Source organism: Thaumasiovibrio subtropicus (genome assembly GCF_019703835.1).
GTDB classification, from domain to species: domain Bacteria; phylum Pseudomonadota; class Gammaproteobacteria; order Enterobacterales; family Vibrionaceae; genus Thaumasiovibrio; species Thaumasiovibrio subtropicus.
Window position 1 is genome coordinate 934886 of sequence record NZ_AP023055.1, and the last position, 19284, is coordinate 954169.

The following is a 19284-nucleotide window of genomic DNA, read 5'->3' on the forward strand; positions in this document are numbered from 1 at the left end:
TAAGCTCCTTCTTTGATTCAGGGCTTATATGCTACTGATATAAACAGTTGAAATTGTTAGTGAGTGTAGGTTTAACGTTTGAATTTGTTTGTATATGCCATATGGGCATGCATCACTGTGAAATCAGTAGTAATGTGCCAGTAACGCACCATTTCGATCTCAGTAAGATGATGACAAAAAGCCCCACCATGGCTGGGGCTTTTTGCGATTTAGTCGTAATTCCTTCCTAAGTAGTTCAAGTCTGGACAATCCAAATATAAGTCGTCTTCTTGGAAGTAAACCCCGAATTGGTAGTGATCACGCGCCAGTTGAGTGAGCGCGTCTTTTACCTCATCCGTTAACTGGTTGTTGATTGCAATGATACAACTGTCCTGTTTGGTCATGTTTTCATGCGGCTCTAGGCTGGTCAAAGGCGTATTAGAGACGTCGAGATAGCGCAGTTTGGGTACAAGTGTCAGGTTTAGCGTATCAATATTTACGCCAGCTACCGTTAATGCTTGCAAGTTCTCGAGGTTGGGTAATTCGAACTGAGCAAAATTGTTTCCATCAATGCGCAATTGCTTAAGGGCGCGCACATCTTGGCTGAGGGTAAGATCTGTCAGTTGGTTGTTGGCTAGATTTAGGTATACCAACTGGTTAGTGCCAGATGCGTCGAAGCTTTCGAGCTTGTTGTTACTTAGGTCCAACCGTCTCAGCGTTTTGGCATCAGTAAAGTCAAAACCCGATAACAGATTGTTAGCAAGATAGAGGGTTTCGAGCCGATCAAAGTGGCTAAGATCGATTTCTGTCCATTCCATGCCCGCCGCTTCTAAGTGTTTGAGCTTCGAAAGTTTACTCAAATCGATACCCTTTAATCCCGTGTTACTGATATTCAACGTTTCAAGCACTGTTAAAGGAGTAATATCAAGGTCGACAACGCCTCTTGTGCCTGAAATGTTGAGTTCAGTAAGCTGCCCAAGGTGACCCACATTCAGTTCAGTTAGGCCTGTCTCTGTCGCTATTAAGCCTGTTAGAACGGTATTTTCAGTCAGATCGAGAGCGGTGAGGTTTGTATTCTTAAATAGCCAAAGATGATCGAGGCTCGGCGCACTTGATACATCAACAGATGTGAGTGCACTGCGCGATACGAGCAAGGTTCGCATCAGCGGCTTCTTCTCTACGACAAGTTCAGCGAGGTTTTTGGCATTGTAGATCGTCAATCCGACGAGTTTTTGTTGCTGGCTAAAATCGAGAGACCTCACCGATGGCGACATTAGGCTTACATGCTCAAGAAACGTGTTGCTTTGAATGTCGAAAGTATCGATTTTTAACCAAGTAATGCGCAAATAGCGTAAAGCAGATAAGGGAGAGAGATCGACCTGATAGGGAGTCATCTCGCCGACGAGGGTAAGGTGATTGAGCTTAGGTGCCAGTGCAAAATCGATTGTATTTAAATCACGACTCACCGACAGGTTTAGATGTCGAAGTTCAGGCACCTTTTGTGTGTCAAACTGTGTTAAGTCGCGCGATGCAATCTTCAATTTGCTGAGCTGATCGAAGTGACTGAGGTCATCAATATGTTGGATTCTGTGGCCAGATTCACAATTGAGGTTGTCTACCTGATTTGTTGTGGTCCATCTGTGTCGCTCAGCATTCTCAAGTACACAGGCTTTCATCGCAGCGTCAGTAAAGACAATATCGTTAATCACAATATGTTTGTCTACGATGGTGATGGTAATGTCATCGCTATAAACGTTCCCCGTTTCTGTAGTGACACTGTATTTAAAACTGAAACGGTCTCCTTCTTGTGCATCGCGAGGAAGCCTAAATCGGAGGTAGCCAAGTTGGTTGCGAGAGTTGCCATCGAGGACGTTGCTGCCAAGCGTTTGTTGCCATTTCGGCTCGGACAGTTTTAGCTTGTAAGGGTTGTGAATGACGGGTCTAAAGGTGATTTCCTCACCTGCCATTTTTTTCAGGTTACTCCCTAAATCTAATGCTATTTCACTACTTTGGTCTTGGATAGGAAGCACCGTAATAGTGACTTCATCACTCGACTTTATCTCACGGTCGTAAGCGTTATATGCCCAAAGTTGCAGGACGACTTGGGTTGCCTCGGTCACTTTTGGCGCGATATATCCCGTCGATTGAGTATTGGGCGATGTTATCTTCCCTTGTGGCCCAGAGACTTGCTCCCATTGAACGGCAACATTCCCTTTGACACTGCCCAATAAGTAGGTCGTATGGTTGGATAAGATAGTTTTGTTAGGGCCTGCGTCAACAATTGGGCGTTTGGGTTTCGGGAATATATGAATATCGATGCTCTCTGTCACGGATACGCCACTTTGGCCTTTAACCGTCACACTGAAGCTAACGATGGGTGTTTGTTCGCTACTGTTGGGGGCAATAAAGGTGAGCTGCGCGTCGGATTGGCTCTGAATCGTGACGGTTTCACCTTGGGTTTGTGTCCAAGTAACCTTATCCAAGGTTTCGCCATTCATTAGCGTGATTTCATTGTGAATGGTTGCTGCTTTGCCTTCCTCTATGCCAAGTCGGGGACCTTTTAATACAAAGGATAGGGTTGGCTTAGGTTTGATGGTGATGTAAACAGCATCATTTGAAACTTGGTCAGGATGGTCAGGGTGTTTGACCAGCAACTCAAAGCGTAATGTTTCAGTATCGCTGAGGTCGGGGGCAGTAAATGTCACCGTGTGTGAATTGACTACCGCTAGCGTGACTTTTGTGCCTGCATCTTGAAACCAGGTTCCTTCGAGTGTGCTATCAAAAGTCCCTGTCAGGGTCACGGTTTCGCCAGCGATGACAGTTTGATTCTCACCTGCCTCAACGTGCGGTTTAGCTGGTAAAGGGTTGATGGTGAACGTGACATCATCGGAATATGTTTGCCCATGTTGATCAGTCACAGTCAGTCGAATGACAACTTTCTTTGCTTGCTCAACGGTTGGGGCGATGAAAGAGTAATTGACTTGGTCAACAATTGGACTATTGACAACACCTTCAATGACTTCCCATTTATAAGCAACGACTTTCGCACCATTCAGTGTGGTGATATTGGCGGCCAAATGGTGCTGCATTTTTTCATGGGTGTTGTGGTCTAAACCCAAGTCTACAGTTAACGTGGGTTGCGGACCTGAGGGTTTAGGTTTTACCGTAATTGTGACAGTGTCTGTCGCCTTTCCTTGGCGATGATCGGCGACCGTCAACTCAAAGCGAAAATGGGTTTCCTGTTCAACAATAGGCGCGTTAAATGAGAGTACTTCATCTGAAGACGCAATTAGTGTGAGCGAGTCGCCGGAAAGTTGTTGCCAGTGGAAGGTGAGAGGATCCTTGTCCGCGTCGGTGCCAGTCCCTTTTATCGACACGTGTGCGCCTGAAAGAACAGTTTGATCGTCACCAGCGTTGGCAGTGGGGACGTGATTTTGTGGTTTATTGGGCGAGGGCTCATTGCTATCACCGCCGCCTCCACCACAAGCGAGCAGTAGTATGGTGGAAAGCAGAATGAAGAGTTTCTGCACTGTATTCATGGATATTACTCCCTATAGTAGACATTGGAGTAATCATAAAAACTGCTATGTGCTATATTTGTAATAGTTTGTTTTAACTTGGGGCTTGAAAGGAAAATTGGATGCTGTCGCTAATTTTGGCGCGCAATGGATAATTATGTTGGGTCAATAATGCCATTAATTATCGTTAATGTACGGCTTGAGTATATTAATGAGCGCGTAACCTCTACGGGCAGGTTAATCAAGAAGCCAGCGCGATTGTCGCGCTGGCGATAGGTTTAGGGAGTAGGGCAAAGTGAGCTGAAGCTCGCACTGCCGCTAGGTTTTTGCTTATACAGTTTTATACTGTCACGAGAATTAGCGAAGCTATCGATGGTATTAATGGTTGCTTGGTTCAACTGGGAGTCAAAGTACATGATGCAGGCGTGATCGCCTGTAAATGCGTCATCGTGGAACGTGAGTGTTTTTACATCAGAATTTACGAGGTTTAGCTGTTCAAGACTCTGAGCTGAATCTAACTCAATGTCAAAGACTTTAGTATTTTCGATAGTGAGTGTAACGAGGTCTTTTAGCTCCATAAAATACCAGTGAATGTCTAAATCCACGTTGTTCGATAGTCTCATCTCGATGGGTGTAAATGAGTCATTGAATCTTATTGAAGAAAGTCGGTTGTTCTCAATATTAACGTATTGAAGATTGGGTATTTCATTGACGAAAATTTCTTCAAGGAGATTGTTATTGAGTTCTAGGATGCTTAAATTTTTATTTTTGTTTAGATCAATTTTACTTACTTTAGTTCCTGATATCATAACTCTTTCTAATTGTGTGTTGTTTTCTAGCGTAATGGTATCAAGTGCAACATCCGAGATTGTCAAGTACGTCATTTTCACATTCTCTTTGATATTGAGATGCTGTAAATGCTTCATCGAACTAAGTTCCAGGACCATCAGGTTCTTAAAATCGCTTACTGAAATTTCATGTAGATTCGTATGAGTGATTTTGAGTGCTTGTAGATGCTTATGGACGCCACTCTTCCAATCGTTCAGCTGTGTATTGTTTACAAGTGATAGCCTTTTTAGTTTTACGAGTTCTGTCGTGTCTATAGAATTTATTCTCGTCGATGTTAGCATTAATATTTCAAGGTTGTCTGCACCTTTAGGTATGATGAACTCAGTAATAGGTAGGGCTCTGATATCAATTCTGGTCAAGTAATTTGAGTGTGATATTTTCACGTCTTGGACATCAGGCATGTTACGTAAGTGCAGCTCTTTGAGTCGTCTTAGATATGAAAAATCAAGGGACTGAATGTTTTCTCCCTTTAAGTGGAGTTTCTTAACGTTTGAAAAAGAAATACTGTTGACGTCGATTAGCGCTCTTGAGCTTATATTCAGAACCTCTAGGTTGGGGAAAAAGCTCAAGTCCATTAAGTTTACAATGTTGAATTTTGAACCACAGAATAGCCTCTTTATGTCTTCCGTTGTTTTTGTTTGACTATTATTAATATTACTCTTAACACACTTACCAAGTGCATCGTCATTAAAATAGAGGTCTTTGATAAGCGCATGTTTTGATTCAAAGATCACCTTTACAACTTTAGATGATGTATAGCCATCTTCGGAGGAAACAGTGACTTGCAATGCGATATAGTCATTCTTTTTAACACGACTTGGGATAAGTATACGTGGCTTTGCCTTGTCATCTTTTATTGTCACAGGCAAGTCTAATCCATCAACTCTCTTCCATTCTATTGATGTAATCACTGTTTGTGGTGTCGTTAAGTTAATCTTTAACGGGACGATAAACACACTTTCTGGTGCGGCGTAGTACTCGTCATCTAACTCTAATGTAAATGTAGGTTTGAGCGGGCGATGGGCATTCACTGTCACCACTACATCATCAGTAGCACTGGCTTTTTTATCGTCAGTGACGGTTAAGCGGAATGTGAGTTTGGTTTGAGCGTCTAAAACAGGCGTTACAAAATGGGCGTTAGCGGTGTTTTCATTGTTAAGTGTCACTTTAGGTCCATCGATTTGATGCCATTTAAACGTTAATGGCCTTTTCTCAGGATCGATTCCCTTGCCTTTTAAAGTCAGGGTGGTATTACCATTGGCACTGAAGTCAGGCCCTGCGATTGCAGTTGGTGGCTTGTTTGACTTTTTTACATCATCCGTACTACTTCCGCATGCAGATATACCCAAAATGGCCGTAAATATAAACGCATAGTATTTGGCTTTCATTGGTCTTTTCCTTGTTGACTAACTTATGAACAAGGTTAATGACCTGTTTTTGGCTAATTTGTGAGCAATTGTATCGTAATCGATTTCAACCTATTCAAGTGTGATATTACTCTACGCGTATTTAAACGGTTAAAGTGAATTGTGGCGATCGTGAAACAAACATCGTTGTTATAGGATGGGGTGAAAGTACTACGAAAAAGATACGTTATCAGTAATAAATCATACCGTCAATTTGCGCTGATTGTGGTATTTCAGGCATGGGATTACCGCCTAAATAAAGATTACCTTTTAGCCGCAGGAGAGCGGGAAGCGCTTTAATCTGTGTATTGCCGATATAAAGGTCACCTTCTATGGTGATACGTTGCGGCAACTGCGTCATTGGTGTGCCGATCAAAGAAAGATCACCTCTGACTCTAAGGCCGTTTTTTAATCGTGTTATTTTGGTGTAAGCGAGGTTCAAATACCCACCGACGTAGAGTTTTCTGGGTAAGCGAGATATCGGCGTATAGGACAGATTGAGGTTCCCATTTACGGTTAAATCGTTAGGGAGGCGGGCAATGTCGGAGCCTTCTAGATTAAAGTCGCGTTCAACTTTCAGAGGGTCAGGAAAGTCAAATTTGGGCTGGTGGCGCATTCTGACGTTACCGTAGCTATCCGTAAAATCGAGCATTTTTAACTCGGCGACGCCGGGGCCTGCCGCAAAGCTCGAAGCAGTAAAACACAGTAACCATGCCTTCCACCAAAAGCGGCGAACTGAAAAAGTCGAAAGAAATTGGAAGAAGGCATTCATCATGGGTTTATTCTGCTTCGCGTTTGAACTGCTTAATAAGTACCGAAGTATCACTGCGGTTTTCGCCAGCTATTTGAAGTTTGGCATATTCCGCGTCAACTTGCTTAGAAAGCGGTAACTCAACATTGAGCTTATCGGCTTGTTCGAAGCAAATCGCCAGATCTTTGCGCATCCAATCGATAGCAAAACCAAAATCGAATTTGTCAGCTGCCATAGTAGCCGCACGGTTTTCCATTTGCCATGAACCCGCTGCGCCATGCTTTAATACATCAACCATCTTTTCGATGTCTAAGCCCGATGCTTGTGCCAATGTTACGGCTTCGGACAAGCCTTGTAAGATGCCGGCAATGCACACTTGGTTCGCCATTTTCGTGACTTGCCCCGCACCTGAGTCGCCCATCAAGGCAGAAGACTTGGCAAACGCTGACATAACTGGCTTTGCCCTTTCAAAGTCTTCGAGAGCGCCTCCAGCCATCACCGTTAGCACGCCGTTGACTGCCCCAGCTTCACCACCAGATACCGGCGCGTCAATGAAACGACAACCATGTTCGATGGCGAGTGCATTGAGTCTTCTTGCAATATCGGGTGACGCAGTTGTGTGGTCAACAAGCAGGGTATTTTCTCTAACGTGGCTGAAAATACCTTGTTCATCACAATAAACCTCGTGCACATCGTTATCGTTTCCAACGCAGGTAAAAACAATATCCGCGTTTTCAGCGGCTTCGCCTGGCGTCGTAGCAAAGCTACCAGCGTACTCTTCGACCCACTTTTCAGCCTTGCTTGTGGTTCGATTGTAGACCGTGACGTTGTATCCGTGCTTAGCCAGATGGCCAGCCATGGGATAGCCCATAGTACCTAATCCAATGAAAGCGACATTTAGACTCATTATTTTTTCCTGTTGAGTTTCTTAAGGTGGTTATATTAACGCGCTGCACTGAGGCGCGCTAGCGATAGCGCTGGTGATGTGCTCTGTAACGACCATTAATGGTGTGTAATTAAAGGATTTTTAAATAAATTGCGGATCTGATGGCTTGCTTCAATTCCCGTTCGGTAAAGTTGCTGTGTATTGCGCATTTGGTTTCAATGTCGCACAAATATCATGCTCAATGGCGGTGGTTGGTAAAGCACTGAACGGCGTTGGGGTTAGCTAAGTTTTATTTGGACGAGCAATGAACAAAGTAGTAAGAAAGTTTGCAGTTGACGATGGTTCTACCAACGTGAAAGTGAGTTGGTTAGATAATGGTAAGTTAAACACTATCATCTCACCAAATTCCTTTCGAACGAATTGGAAGAGTGCTGCACTTCGCAAAGACAAAAAGATCTATAACTACACCGTCGGAACCTCTAAATACACTTATGATGCGACGTCTGATAAGGCACTTGAAACCACCCATGTTGACTATCAATATGACGACCTCAACTTATTGAGCGTACATCATGCCTTACTGCAAACCGGTATTGAGCCAGGCCCTGTTGCGTTAGTTGTGACCTTGCCTATCACTGAGTACTACAATGCTGAAGATTGCCAAAAGAATGAAGAAAAAATAGCCAGAAAGCGTGCAAACCTAATGCGCGATATTTCATTGAACAAGGGAAATCTATTTGAAATTGTCGATGTAGAGGTGATGCCAGAGAGTTTACCTGCTGTGTTATCGACGTTAAGCCTATCAAATGTCAGTGCCTTCAACCGTTCACTGGTTATTGATATTGGCGGAACGACACTCGATATGGGCGTCGTTGTGGGCGAGTTTGATGATGTTTCTGCTATTTATGGCAACAATGAAATTGGTGTTTCCATGGTGACAGATGTCGCGAGAAAGTCGTTGGCAGTCGCGGACAGTGATGCGAGTTACTTAGTGGCAAACGAACTTATTAAGCGACGTGGCGATGAAGGGTTCGTAACAGAAGTCGTGAACGATGAAACTCAGATCCCCATGATCCTCGAAAAGATTAATACCAAAATTGAAGAATTGGGCAAACAAGTAGCGTATGAAGCAAAAAAGTTCGCCAAGAACCCTAACCGTGTCTATCTCGTCGGTGGAGGCGCTAGTCTCATTTACCCTGCGATAAAGAATGCTTACGCGACACTCGGAGAAAAAGTCGTACTTGTTGAACAACCTCAAGAAGCACTCGCAAGAGAACTTTGCTTGTACCATGCTGATGGTGAAACGATCAGCATTCCGGATCAAGAGGTGGATGTATACGCGCGCCCGGTAGAGGTTGTTAATGGCTAGTCGGTTAAAGCGGATCAGCTATTCCATCTTTCTTGACCCTCTCAACAATCCTTCTGACTTATATGCAAGTCAGATTATGCACCAGTGGGCGAAGGCGCGTCAGGCACCTTCTTCCAACCAGTCAACACTCGAGAAGCACAATGCCATTCATGTTCATAAGCAGGTCTACTTAAGTGGCCTGTTCTTGCATTTGCTCTCACCCGAGATGACGCAAAGACTGAGCCTGCAATTGACGGAAGAACAAATTACGCCGGACACGTTGTTTAACACATTAGAAGGGGCTGGCCTCGAGCCGTTGCGGCTAATGGAAAGTGATAAGAGCGAAGGACATGACACGCTCTTATCTCGGATAGGGGCACTGTTAGAACGACAGCGACAAGACACAGATGCACATTTTGATGGCATTGTATCGAAAATATCGGATAGCTTGGATACGCGTTTGGGCAAAACAGCCGAACGTGATTGCCGTCAATTGGTTCAGCAACTTGATAAGCAAACGAGCGAGATTGCTGAACTGAAAAAAACAGTAAACGAGTTAAAAGCGGCGTTATCAGAGGGAAGTTCGGTGAAACCTCAGCGCAAAGAAACTCAGGTTGTCGATGATCTTAATACGCGATTGAAGCACGTACAGAAGTTGAAGAAAAAGGGCATTTTCTAATGCCCTTCAATGCGGCAGATCATGAGTGACGACAAAAGAAGCGCGTTATTTATGTCGCGCTAGCTTGTGGTGTGCGCGAGAGAAATGGCCAGCGCTAAGCGCACCAATGATGGAAAGTTCACCCGCTAAGCAGAGGGTGGCAGTGACTTCTGCCAGCGCTTTTGCATTACCTTCACCAGCTAAGCCGACGATATCAAGACACGCTTTTTGGCTAGGCAGTGACGTGCCGCCTCCAACTGTTCCCACCATCAGGTTAGGCATTGTGACCGAGGCATACAGTGCGCCTTCATCAGTTTTTTCAAGTCGCGTAATGCCCACCGCAGACTCGGCGACACATGCAGCATCTTGTCCGCAGGCGATATAAAGTGCTGCAAGACCATTCGCGTAGTGGCCATGTACGCCAATAGAGCCACTCAACACACCGCCTGTCGCAGAAAGTCGGCAATAGTTCACCATGGAGTCAACACTGGTGTGCAAGCGCTTTTTAACAAGCTCTGCGGGAATGATGATCTCGACAGAGACTTTTTTGCCACGTACGTTGCGTAGGCTCTGTGCTGTCGCCTTTTTGTCACCTGACAAGTTTGCTTCAACGTAAGCATATTTCGGCGTTATTGGTGAATGGTCAAGAATGTAGTTGTAGACCTCATTCGTAGCGATTGTCACCATGTTTTGCCCTGAGGCATCACCTGTAGTGAACTCGAAGATGAGGTAAACATTATTTGCTTCTATGTTGACGCTAATATCAATCAGCTTGCCGTGACGCGTCGTTTTTTGTGCCACAGCTTTAAAATCATCGTAGCGTGTTACCGCCCAAGCCACGAATTGGCCAGCTTGTGCGAGTGTATCGAAGCAAAACCCCGGTGTGCGTAACACGGCTTCGCTCACCAACATAGCACTGGCACCACCTGCTTCACTGATCAGTTGTGCACCACGATTATAGGACGCAACCAATGCGGCTTCCGTTGTCGCAAGCGGCAAGTAGAAGTCATCATTAGCAAACAGCCCATTAACACGCATCGGGCCGACCAAACCAATGGGCATTTTTGCCGTGCCAATAAAGTTCTCAATGTTCTTTTGATAGGCATCCATATCCTGTTCGGTTTTGCTATCGAACAGCTGCCTTTTTGCATCTTCATTATCCAACACATTCCAGCGTTTGCTTACTTGCTTAGGGGAAATGTAAGGATTGCGAGTTTGAACAGCACGAAGCGGTGTTTCAGGGCGGCTAAGCTTTTCTGAAATCGCATCACTGCATAGGTTGCCGAGCTTGGCATGTTCGAAACTTTTCTGCTGGAAATTGAGTTTAGGCATTTGCTTCTTTGGTTACTGCATTTTGGGCGAACAATTGTACTTATTTTTATCGATAATTACGCGTTTAAAATATCAGAAATTTGTATCAATGTTTGTTGTAAATGAATTATTACTCGGTATAGGGTCGTTTCGGTAGCATTGTATACGCCTCACTTTCGAATGAGTTTAGGGATTTTCATTCATCTTATCGTCACATAATCGCAATTTTTGCTTCTGGTCTGATGTGCTGGGCGTATAGGTAACCTTAGCGCAATACTTCTCTCTAGGACGGTTTAAATGCGTACTTATTGCTTGGTGAACTGTGCAATAGCCTTTAGAACTGGTTGCTAAACGTGACTTAACGATGCACCTTGAGAAAACTGCACCATGCAAGAAGCGTTCAGAAAGCGTGCATAACACATAGCATATGCTCAATAAAAAGGCGTGCTAGCTTGCTGTTTGTATTAAGGCACAGTAACTTAGGGGCATCGAGAGGACTAGCTCAACAAGGACCCTAAAAAACAATGAGCAGCAAAAAACTTAACACCAAATTCGTTACCGCTGGGCGAAGCAAAAAATGGACCCAAGGTTTAGTCAATACTCCAGTAAGCCGCGCCTCTACTATCGTATTTGATACGGTGGAAGAAAAAACGCATGCGACAAAGCATCGCGGTGACAAAACGCTCTTTTATGGTCGCCGAGGTACCAATACGAGTTTCTCTTTTCAAGAAGCAATGGTTGAGCTAGAAGGTGGTGCTGGTTGCGCCTTGTACCCTTGCGGCACAGCGGCTATTTCAAACGCAATTCTCTCTTTTGTCGAGCAGGGCGACCATATCCTAATGGTCGATGGCACCTATGAGCCGACGCGTGACTTTTGCGACAAAATTTTGAAGAAGTTAGGTGTTGAAACAACTTACTACGATCCGATGATAGGTGAGGGGATTCGCGATCTTATTCAACCCAACACTAAGCTTCTTTTCTTGGAATCACCTTGTTCCATTACGATGGAAGTACAAGATGTCCCAACCTTAGCTGCGATTGCTCATGAGCACGATATCATCGTGATGCTTGATAACACGTGGTCAGCGGGAGTGAACTTTTCTCCATTCGACCACGGTGTCGATATCTCAGTGCAAGCCGCAACTAAGTACATTGTGGGTCATTCAGACGTGATGCTCGGCACTGCGGTTGCTACCGAAGCCTTGTGGCCACAACTGCGCGAGCAAAGTTACCTAATGGGGCAGTGCACCTCGCCCGATGATATCTACTTGGCTAGTCGGGGCTTACGTACGCTTGGCGTTCGTCTTAAGCAGCATGAAGAGAACAGTATCAAAGTAGCGAAATGGTTGGCATTACGACCGGAAGTTGATCATGTTAGACATCCTGCGTTTCCTACCTGCCCGGGACATGAATTCTATAAACGCGACTTTAAAGGCTGCAACGGATTGTTTTCTGTTGTCCTCAATCGAGGAAATACCGAAGCCCTAACGGCGCTTCTAGATGGTATGACACACTTTAGTATGGGCTATTCGTGGGGGGGGTTCGAAAGCCTAATACTTGCCAACGAATCGATAGCTAATTTGCGTACCGCCACTTCCCCTGATTTCGCGGGGCCACTGATCAGACTTCATATTGGTTTAGAAGATACTGATGACTTGATCGCTGACCTTGAAGCAGGATTCGAGCGATTTAATAAAGTACTTTCTCAATAAGGGTCTCATTTTTAATACAAAGTTGGGCCTACAACACGGGGTTTCCTCCTAGACATGATGGTGGGATTAACTTTACCTTGTATATAGCTTGAGCGTATTAAGTTGGCTTCTTGCGGCATAATGTGGTGTTTCTGATAATCACTGCTATGTTTTAAGGAGCTGACTCAATATTGAGACAGTAATTTTGTAAGTTTTCGTAAATGATTAGTGCCCAACTGCCTGACGTATTGATTGTGAAGGGGAAATCAGTGGCAACCTATAGTGAATCTAAAAAAGAGAACGCAAGGCTAGTTGCGATTGGATGTAATTACGAACCGTGGCTAGCTCAGCTAGAGAAAGACGGTTGGATTACCCATTGTTGCTACGATTTGCGTGCAGCGGACGACATGCTGCAAACCATGAGTCCGTGCATTTGTGTTGTTGATTTAAGCAGTAATGATTTCAGTATTCAAAGTATCGCCCAACGGGCGAGTAAATCTAACCAAGTGCGTTGGATTGCGTTACTGAATAAACAGCAACTGAGCTTAAGTGCAATCTGCACTTTCATTAACAACTACTGTATTGACTACTTCACGACGCCAATACCACATAGCCAACTGATTGCGACGATCGGTCACCAACTCGGTATGCTAGCGATTGAGAGTAGTGTCGTAGGCAGCGGCCCTCACAACGAGAGGCCGGGTATCATTGGTGAATCTAAGTCCGCCAGCCAGTTGCGTGAGTTGGTGAGACGTGTTGCGATGACAGATATGCATGTTGTCATTTCCGGGGAAGCGGGCGTTGGAAAGTCCACGGTTGCCGAGGAAGTGCACTACCAGTCGAATCGTCGTGGCACCATTTTTCATTCGCTGAATGCCAATGCAATCGAGAAGCTTGAGTTTACCGAGCCCGATAACGAAGCTTTCTCTGAAGGGACGGTGTACATCAACAATATAGAGATGCTGTCACCCTCTTTGCAGACTCAGCTTCTTGGTTATCTTCAAGCCCTTGAAAATCGAGACTTTAGTCAGAATATGGCCGAGCTTCGTATTGTCGTATCCTCTTCAGCCGACATGGAAACTCTGGTGCAAGAAGGACGATTTAATCAAGAGCTCTATTATCGCCTCAATGTCATGCATATCCGAGTCGCTGCATTGCGTGAACGTATGCTTGATATTCCGCAACTGGCTGAGCAGTACTTGCAAGAATTTAGAGCGGAATACAATATCAATGCAACACACTACAGCGAAGAAGCTTATAAGCTACTTGGACAATATGAATGGCCTGGTAATTGCCGTGAATTGATGAACCAAATCAAACGTGCTGCGCTAATGTGTGAGGGCGCGACTATAGATGTAGATCACTTCGATCTGCCAGATAGTGCGCGCAATAAAGCTAACCTTCGCTCAGCGAAGAATGATGCTGAACGTGAAGCATTGTTAAATGTACTTGAAACGCATCAAGGGAAGATCTCGTCTGCAGCTAAAGAGTTAGGTGTCTCGAGAGCAACCATGTATCGCTTGTTGAACAAGCACAACTTGCTAGCAGAAATACGTAATAGCAGCTAACTACCGTATGTAGTTATCTCGATAGAGCGTCTCTATTGGAGGCGCTTTTTTATACTTTTATTTCAGTATTGATAGAAAGCATATTCAATTTAGCACTAAGTAATCGTAAAGCGATATTGTTCAAGGTCATTTCTGAGCGGGCATAATAAGCACTGTTTCTTAGGGAGAAGAGCAGATGCGAAGCCGAAAATGGACATCGATTACGGTCATTACTTTAGTGATGGTTTCCTTGTTTGTCTCGCCTTTTATTGCATCATTAATGCATGCGCTCGCTTTTGGCTTATTGGTCGCACATGGCTATATGGCAATGCACTCTTCCGAATAACGCTTCGCTTCACTCTAGATTAACAAATACGCCAAGCTACCGACTGAAATCAGTACCCACAAGGTTAGTGCAAGTATGAATGGCTTAATCCCAGCACGTTTAAACTGTGAGATTGTCATTGAAGCGCCCACCAAAAACAGACTAACCACCAACATTTGCTTTGCAATTTGAAAGATGACGCCATAGAAAGTACCGAACTGCGGCACATAGCTGGAAATCAGTAAGGCAACAATATACCAGCCAATAAACGCCGGGAACGTAAATCGTCTGCTGTCGCCTTTAAAAATCCAACTGCTGATCAACGCGATGGGAATGATCCAAAGGGCCCTTGCAAGTTTGGTCGTCGTTGCAACCTGAAGTGCCTGCTCTCCATACGCGCCAGCCGCGCCGACAACCGACGATGTATCGTGAATCGCGATCGCTGCCCAGGTGCCAAACCGAACTTCATCTAGCGACAGGGCGTGGCCGATGATAGGGAAAGCGTAAAGTGAGATGGCATTTAATATAAATACGGTCGCCAAAGCGACTGATATCTGCTCATTCTTAGCGTTGATAGCTGGCGCAACAGCGGCAATGGCACTTCCGCCACAAATGGCAGTACCAGAGGCGATAAGGTGAGATGTGCGGCTATCTATGTTTAACCAGCGCCCAATGCACGCACCTAAGATGAGTGTCATCATTAGGCTGACAATCACGAGGCCAATATTCGATGATACTGAGTAAATGGCCGCGTCAATTTGAATACCAAAACCAAGTCCAATAATGGAATAGGAGAGGAGTCTTTTGCTCAGTGCAGCGAGGTCAACGTGTTTCGGTACTAGGCCAACACTGGCGAGAAGAAAGCCCAAGATGAGTGCCGTGGGTGACTGAATAATCGGGAAAAAACACGCAAAAGCAACACAATAAAACACAAAAGCGCGTTGAGGCATGATGACAACTCTATCAGGTAACGAGCGCGCAGTATAACGGGTCACCCTTGGGAATTAAATACTGAGTGCATCGACTTGGCGATTGTGTTAACTATCTGTTAGTTTAGCCCTATGCGTTATTTTGTTTTATCGAACAGGCTTTTATGAACAAGTTACTATCTTTTGAATCTTTGTTAGTACTCGATGCTATCGACCGTCGGGGTAGCTTTGCGGCGGCAGCAGAAGAACTGCAACGCGCTCCGTCTTCACTGAGTTACCAAGTACAAAAGCTTGAACAAGATCTTGATCTTGTTATTTTCGATCGTTCTGGTCATCGCGCGGCGTTTACTAAAGCCGGCGAACTCTTGCTTGAACGCGGCCGTAAGTTGCTAAATGCTGCGGATGAGATGGTCAACGATGCGGTATCGTTAGCGCATGGTTGGGAGTTAGACATTACGCTTGGTTTCGACGGCATTGTAGACATTAACCGTTTGTTCCCTTTGGTTCCTGCATTAGAAGAGAAAGGCGGGACACGATTGCACCTTCAGGAGGAGATATTGGCAGGCAGTTGGGAAGCGCTTAGCCAAGATCGCATTGATCTATTGATTGCTTCTATGCCAACCGTTGTGCCAAATGATGTGAAAGTGGTTACGATTGGGCAACTTTCTATGAACTGGGTGGCATCGCCTAACCACCCAATCTTTAAATCTAATGACCCACTCAACCCAGAAGAGCGCCGCAAGCACCGGGTCATTGCGGTGCGTGACAGCGCAATTAACGCGCCGCCAATTAGTTATAACATTTTAGATAAGCAAGCCGTGCTTCGTGTACGCTCTATGAGTGACAAATTGAAAGCGTTGAAAGCGGGATTAGGTATTGGGACATTTAACGTCGATGATATTGATGCCGAGCTTAAGTCCGGCGAACTTGCCATCGTTGGTAACGACCCGGTGCATACCCTCGATCTCGTTTTGGCATGGCGTCGCAGCCAGATGGGGCGCGCCAAAAGTTGGCTTATCGAGAATGTAAAAAAGAAGGTGAAGTTAACGGAGTAAGGCGACAATGTCGCCTTGTTTATGCTTACGCCCCTATAGTGTATCGCTAAGAATTACTGACGGAGAGCGGCAATAACATTTCAACGATCCCATCGGCGAGTTGTACATCGATATGAAAGCCGACCTTTTGCGCTAGGGCGATCATTCCGCTATTGGAAGGCATCGTCATGCCGGTCATATGTTTCATTCCTCGAGAACGACAGTATTCGATGATCTGCTCCATCAATATTCGCCCTAAGCCAAACCCTTTCAAATCAGAACGGACCAAAATAGCGAACTCTGCTTCGGTGTTTTCTGGGTCGGACAGGGCGCGCGCGACCCCCCATATCTGATTCGATTTGGTGACCGCGACAAAGGCCATTTCTCGCGCATAGTCAATTTGCGTGAGGTTGGCCAACGCTTCATGATCGAGCTCGCCGACATCTGAAAAAAAGCGCTTATAAAGATCTTCTTCAGATACGTGACTGATAAAATCTTTATGCAAAGGTTCGTCTTCCGGTAAGATCGGTCTCAGAAGTAAGGTTTCACCATTACGTAGGGTAATGTCCTTTTCCCACTCTTTCGGGTAGGGACGAATAGCAAGGTGGTTGTTATGTTTGAACTGACCATCTTGCAATGTTATCCGAGCATCGATGACCGTATGATCTTCCCCGGATATCAACAGCGGATTAATATCGAGTTCGAGAATGTGTGGGCAATCGATGATGAGGTTTGAGATTCGGACCAGTATCTTACACAGCGCGGGAATATTGATTTCGTAAGGGAAACTTCGTTGGCGGATTTTTCCGCTCTTGATAGCATTGATGACAAGATAACGGGCAAGCGCCATGTTGACGGGAGGAATTGCTATCGCTGCATCCTTATTGAGATTCCATTCGGAACCCCCTTCGCCAATGACGATCACTGGGCCGAAGACCGCATCTCGATAGACGCCAAGGCGTAGCTCTTGGGAGCCTGTTTTACTGGCCATGGATTGTACAAGTAGACCATCGATATGGGCAGCAGGGAAATTGAGTGCAACACGGTCAAGAATGGCCTGTGAGGCCGAAGCGACTTCTTTTGCATCACGTAGTTGTAGCACGACACCTTGTACTTCCGACTTATGTACGATGTCAGGCGAACGTAGCTTCACGGCAACCGGATAGCCGATTTGTTCAGCGATATAGACAGCTTCGCTGGGGTCGGATGCGAGCCAAGTCCGTAGCGTTCTCAGCCCATAGCATTCCAGTATCGGCCTCACATCATGGGTTTGTAGCTGAGTTTGTCCTTGTAACAGAGCGTTTTCAATCATCCCTAGCGCTTGGGGCGCAAGTGCGCGTTCTTCATTGATGGAGGATGGGGTCTCCATCAACTGCTTTTGGTTTCTTCGGTACTCGACCAAGTGCATGAAACCAGCGACGGTACTTTCAGGTGTACGATAAGTTGGGTAACCCGCTTGGAAAAAACGCTTGCGGCTCTCTATGGCACTCACTTCTCCAGCCCAGTTGGTCAAGATGTTAAAACGTTTGGTCCGCGGATGGTGTTTAAGTGTTTCTATGACAGCGTCAGCAGTTTGGGTACTCGGTGCAATGGCGGACGGCGAGTGCATGATCATCAGCGCATCAAAATCATCGCTATCTAGCAGAATATTCAGTGTTTCCGTATACCGTTTAACATTCGCATCGCCCATGATATCGATGGGGTTGGTTGTCGACCACGATGTTGGTAATACCTTGTTTAACTTCTCTATGGTGGCGTCACTCAACTTGGCGAGTTTACCGCCGCGCTCCATCAAGGCATCAACCGCCATAATCGCAGGCCCACCGCCGTTAGTCACAATGGCGAGTCGTTCGCCACGTAAAGGTACGGAGTGAGTTAAGGTTTCAACTGCGGCAAAGAGTTCATGGGTGGTATGTACCCGAAGCATACCAGCACGACGAATTGCCGCATCATAGACGGGGTCGATTCCTAGCGGGCCACCGGTATGGAGTTGGGAAGCAATCGCGCCTTGTGTCGTACGGCCGTTCTTGAGTACAAGAATTTGCCGGTTTCGAGAGGCTGCGCGTGCAGCAGACATAAAGCGTCGTGGGTCCGAGACGGAGTCGATGTAAAGTAATATCGCGCTCGTCTTGCTGTCACGACAAAGGACGTCGAGCAGTTCGTCAAAGTCGACATCGCTGCCATCACCAATGGATAGGAAAGTCGAAAAACCGATATCTTTATTGCTTGCCCAGTCCAGAATCGTTGTGCAGACTGCTGCAGATTGTGACACAAAGGCAATGTTGCCACGTTTAGCGGGGATGGGTGCGAAACTGGCGTTGACGTTTAGCCAAGGTAATATCAGTCCCATACTATTGGGGCCGATCAGACGAATGCCGTACTTACGCGCATTTTCTTTCATTAGGTCGAGATGAGAAGGCTCACCAAGGTGCATGCCAGAGGCCATGACTATCGCTGCTTTCACGCCTAGTTTACCTAATTCACTGATGAGATCAGGGTTTCGGTGACTGTTTGTACAGAGTACAGCGAGGTCGGGTACGCGTGGGAGTTTGTCTATCGAGGCATACGCAAGTACACCGCAAACGGCGTCATACTTGGGTGTCACTGGCATGATGGGGCCACGGAAACCCGCCGTTAAAAGGTTTTTAACGACAATATGCCCGGCACGGCCTTCAGTATCTGACGCGCCGATGATCGCGATAGAGCGAGGTTTAAGTAGAGCATCCAAGCCATTGAGCATAAATACACCTTCCAGTTTTAGTTCTACGTTCTTTGGATTTTCAGGTAGCCTTTCTTCAATATGCTTCATTGTTACCCAATAAGTTGACGACGGATACGCCCTCAGGCCATTCGTGTGACTCTTGTCTTACATCACTCGTCGGACGATTTGAAACAAAATCAAAAACTAAGCCTAGATTGACTATGCTTATACACTAGCGACCTTTGTTAGTATGTCGGCGGTACAAAAAATATAAGCGAGGAGGCGCTGGTTGCCAGATGCTCAGCCGCTAGCACCCATTCGGTGCGAAAAGACTGATGGATGCCATCGCAG

Annotated in this window: 13 protein-coding genes; 6 read left to right on the top strand and 7 right to left on the bottom strand. The window is 45.7% G+C overall.

What is annotated here, in order from left to right; all coding sequences use genetic code 11:
• Nucleotides 1-209 precede the first annotated feature (209 nt).
• From TSUB_RS20550 to TSUB_RS20565, 4 genes are all read right to left on the bottom strand, one after another.
• Nucleotides 210-3518, bottom strand: a complete 3309-nt coding sequence (locus TSUB_RS20550) for a leucine-rich repeat domain-containing protein (RefSeq protein WP_087017122.1) — start codon at nucleotides 3516-3518, stop codon at nucleotides 210-212.
• Nucleotides 3519-3775: 257 nt separating this feature from the next.
• The gene (locus TSUB_RS20555; protein WP_087017120.1) at nucleotides 3776-5734 is read right to left on the bottom strand and encodes a PKD domain-containing protein; all 1959 of its coding nucleotides are present in this window, start codon (nucleotides 5732-5734) and stop codon (nucleotides 3776-3778) included.
• 208 nt (nucleotides 5735-5942) lie between these two features.
• Complete coding sequence (locus TSUB_RS20560) at nucleotides 5943-6527, bottom strand: leucine-rich repeat domain-containing protein (RefSeq protein ID WP_087017118.1); 585 nt, start codon at nucleotides 6525-6527, stop codon at nucleotides 5943-5945.
• 4 nt (nucleotides 6528-6531) lie between these two features.
• Nucleotides 6532-7413, bottom strand: coding sequence for an NAD(P)-dependent oxidoreductase (locus tag TSUB_RS20565; protein WP_087017116.1), 882 nt, complete (start codon nucleotides 7411-7413; stop codon nucleotides 6532-6534).
• Nucleotides 7414-7693: 280 nt separating this feature from the next.
• Here TSUB_RS20565 and parM point away from each other — a divergent pair, with 280 nt between their 5' ends.
• On the top strand, nucleotides 7694-8758 hold the full coding sequence (gene parM, locus TSUB_RS20570; RefSeq protein WP_087017114.1) for a plasmid segregation protein ParM domain-containing protein: 1065 nt from the start codon (nucleotides 7694-7696) through the stop codon (nucleotides 8756-8758).
• Nucleotides 8751-9416 carry a hypothetical protein gene (locus TSUB_RS20575; protein ID WP_087017112.1) on the top strand — a complete coding sequence of 222 codons (666 nt, stop codon included), beginning with the start codon at nucleotides 8751-8753 and terminating at the stop codon, nucleotides 9414-9416. Before parM ends, TSUB_RS20575 begins: the two co-directional genes overlap by 8 nt.
• Nucleotides 9417-9461: 45 nt before the next feature.
• Here the strand turns inward: TSUB_RS20575 and TSUB_RS20580 are convergent, their stop codons facing one another.
• Complete coding sequence (locus TSUB_RS20580; RefSeq protein WP_087017110.1) at nucleotides 9462-10727, bottom strand: hydroxymethylglutaryl-CoA reductase; 1266 nt, start codon at nucleotides 10725-10727, stop codon at nucleotides 9462-9464.
• A gap of 503 nt (nucleotides 10728-11230) precedes the next feature.
• Between TSUB_RS20580 and TSUB_RS20585 the strand changes: the two genes are divergently transcribed.
• The 3 genes from TSUB_RS20585 (at nucleotide 11231) to TSUB_RS20595 (ending at nucleotide 14290) form a co-directional block, all read left to right on the top strand.
• Nucleotides 11231-12418 carry a cystathionine beta-lyase gene (locus TSUB_RS20585; RefSeq protein WP_087017109.1) on the top strand — a complete coding sequence of 396 codons (1188 nt, stop codon included), beginning with the start codon at nucleotides 11231-11233 and terminating at the stop codon, nucleotides 12416-12418.
• Between the two features lie 200 nt (nucleotides 12419-12618).
• Nucleotides 12619-13965, top strand: coding sequence for a sigma-54-dependent transcriptional regulator (locus TSUB_RS20590; protein WP_087017107.1), 1347 nt, complete (start codon nucleotides 12619-12621; stop codon nucleotides 13963-13965).
• A gap of 175 nt (nucleotides 13966-14140) precedes the next feature.
• Entirely contained in the window at nucleotides 14141-14290 is a 150-nt protein-coding gene (locus TSUB_RS20595; RefSeq protein WP_159064789.1) for a hypothetical protein, read from the top strand.
• 14 nt (nucleotides 14291-14304) lie between these two features.
• On the opposite strand, the gene TSUB_RS20600 is transcribed toward TSUB_RS20595, so the two are convergent.
• Nucleotides 14305-15219 carry a YeiH family protein gene (locus tag TSUB_RS20600; RefSeq protein ID WP_087017105.1) on the bottom strand — a complete coding sequence of 305 codons (915 nt, stop codon included), beginning with the start codon at nucleotides 15217-15219 and terminating at the stop codon, nucleotides 14305-14307.
• Between the two features lie 143 nt (nucleotides 15220-15362).
• On the opposite strand from TSUB_RS20600, the gene TSUB_RS20605 reads away from it, so the two are divergent.
• The gene (locus TSUB_RS20605; RefSeq protein ID WP_087017103.1) at nucleotides 15363-16253 is read left to right on the top strand and encodes a LysR family transcriptional regulator; all 891 of its coding nucleotides are present in this window, start codon (nucleotides 15363-15365) and stop codon (nucleotides 16251-16253) included.
• A gap of 46 nt (nucleotides 16254-16299) precedes the next feature.
• Here TSUB_RS20605 and TSUB_RS20610 read toward each other — a convergent pair whose 3' ends face one another.
• The gene (locus TSUB_RS20610; RefSeq protein WP_087017174.1) at nucleotides 16300-18972 is read right to left on the bottom strand and encodes a bifunctional acetate--CoA ligase family protein/GNAT family N-acetyltransferase; all 2673 of its coding nucleotides are present in this window, start codon (nucleotides 18970-18972) and stop codon (nucleotides 16300-16302) included.
• Nucleotides 18973-19284: the final 312 nt, after the last annotated feature.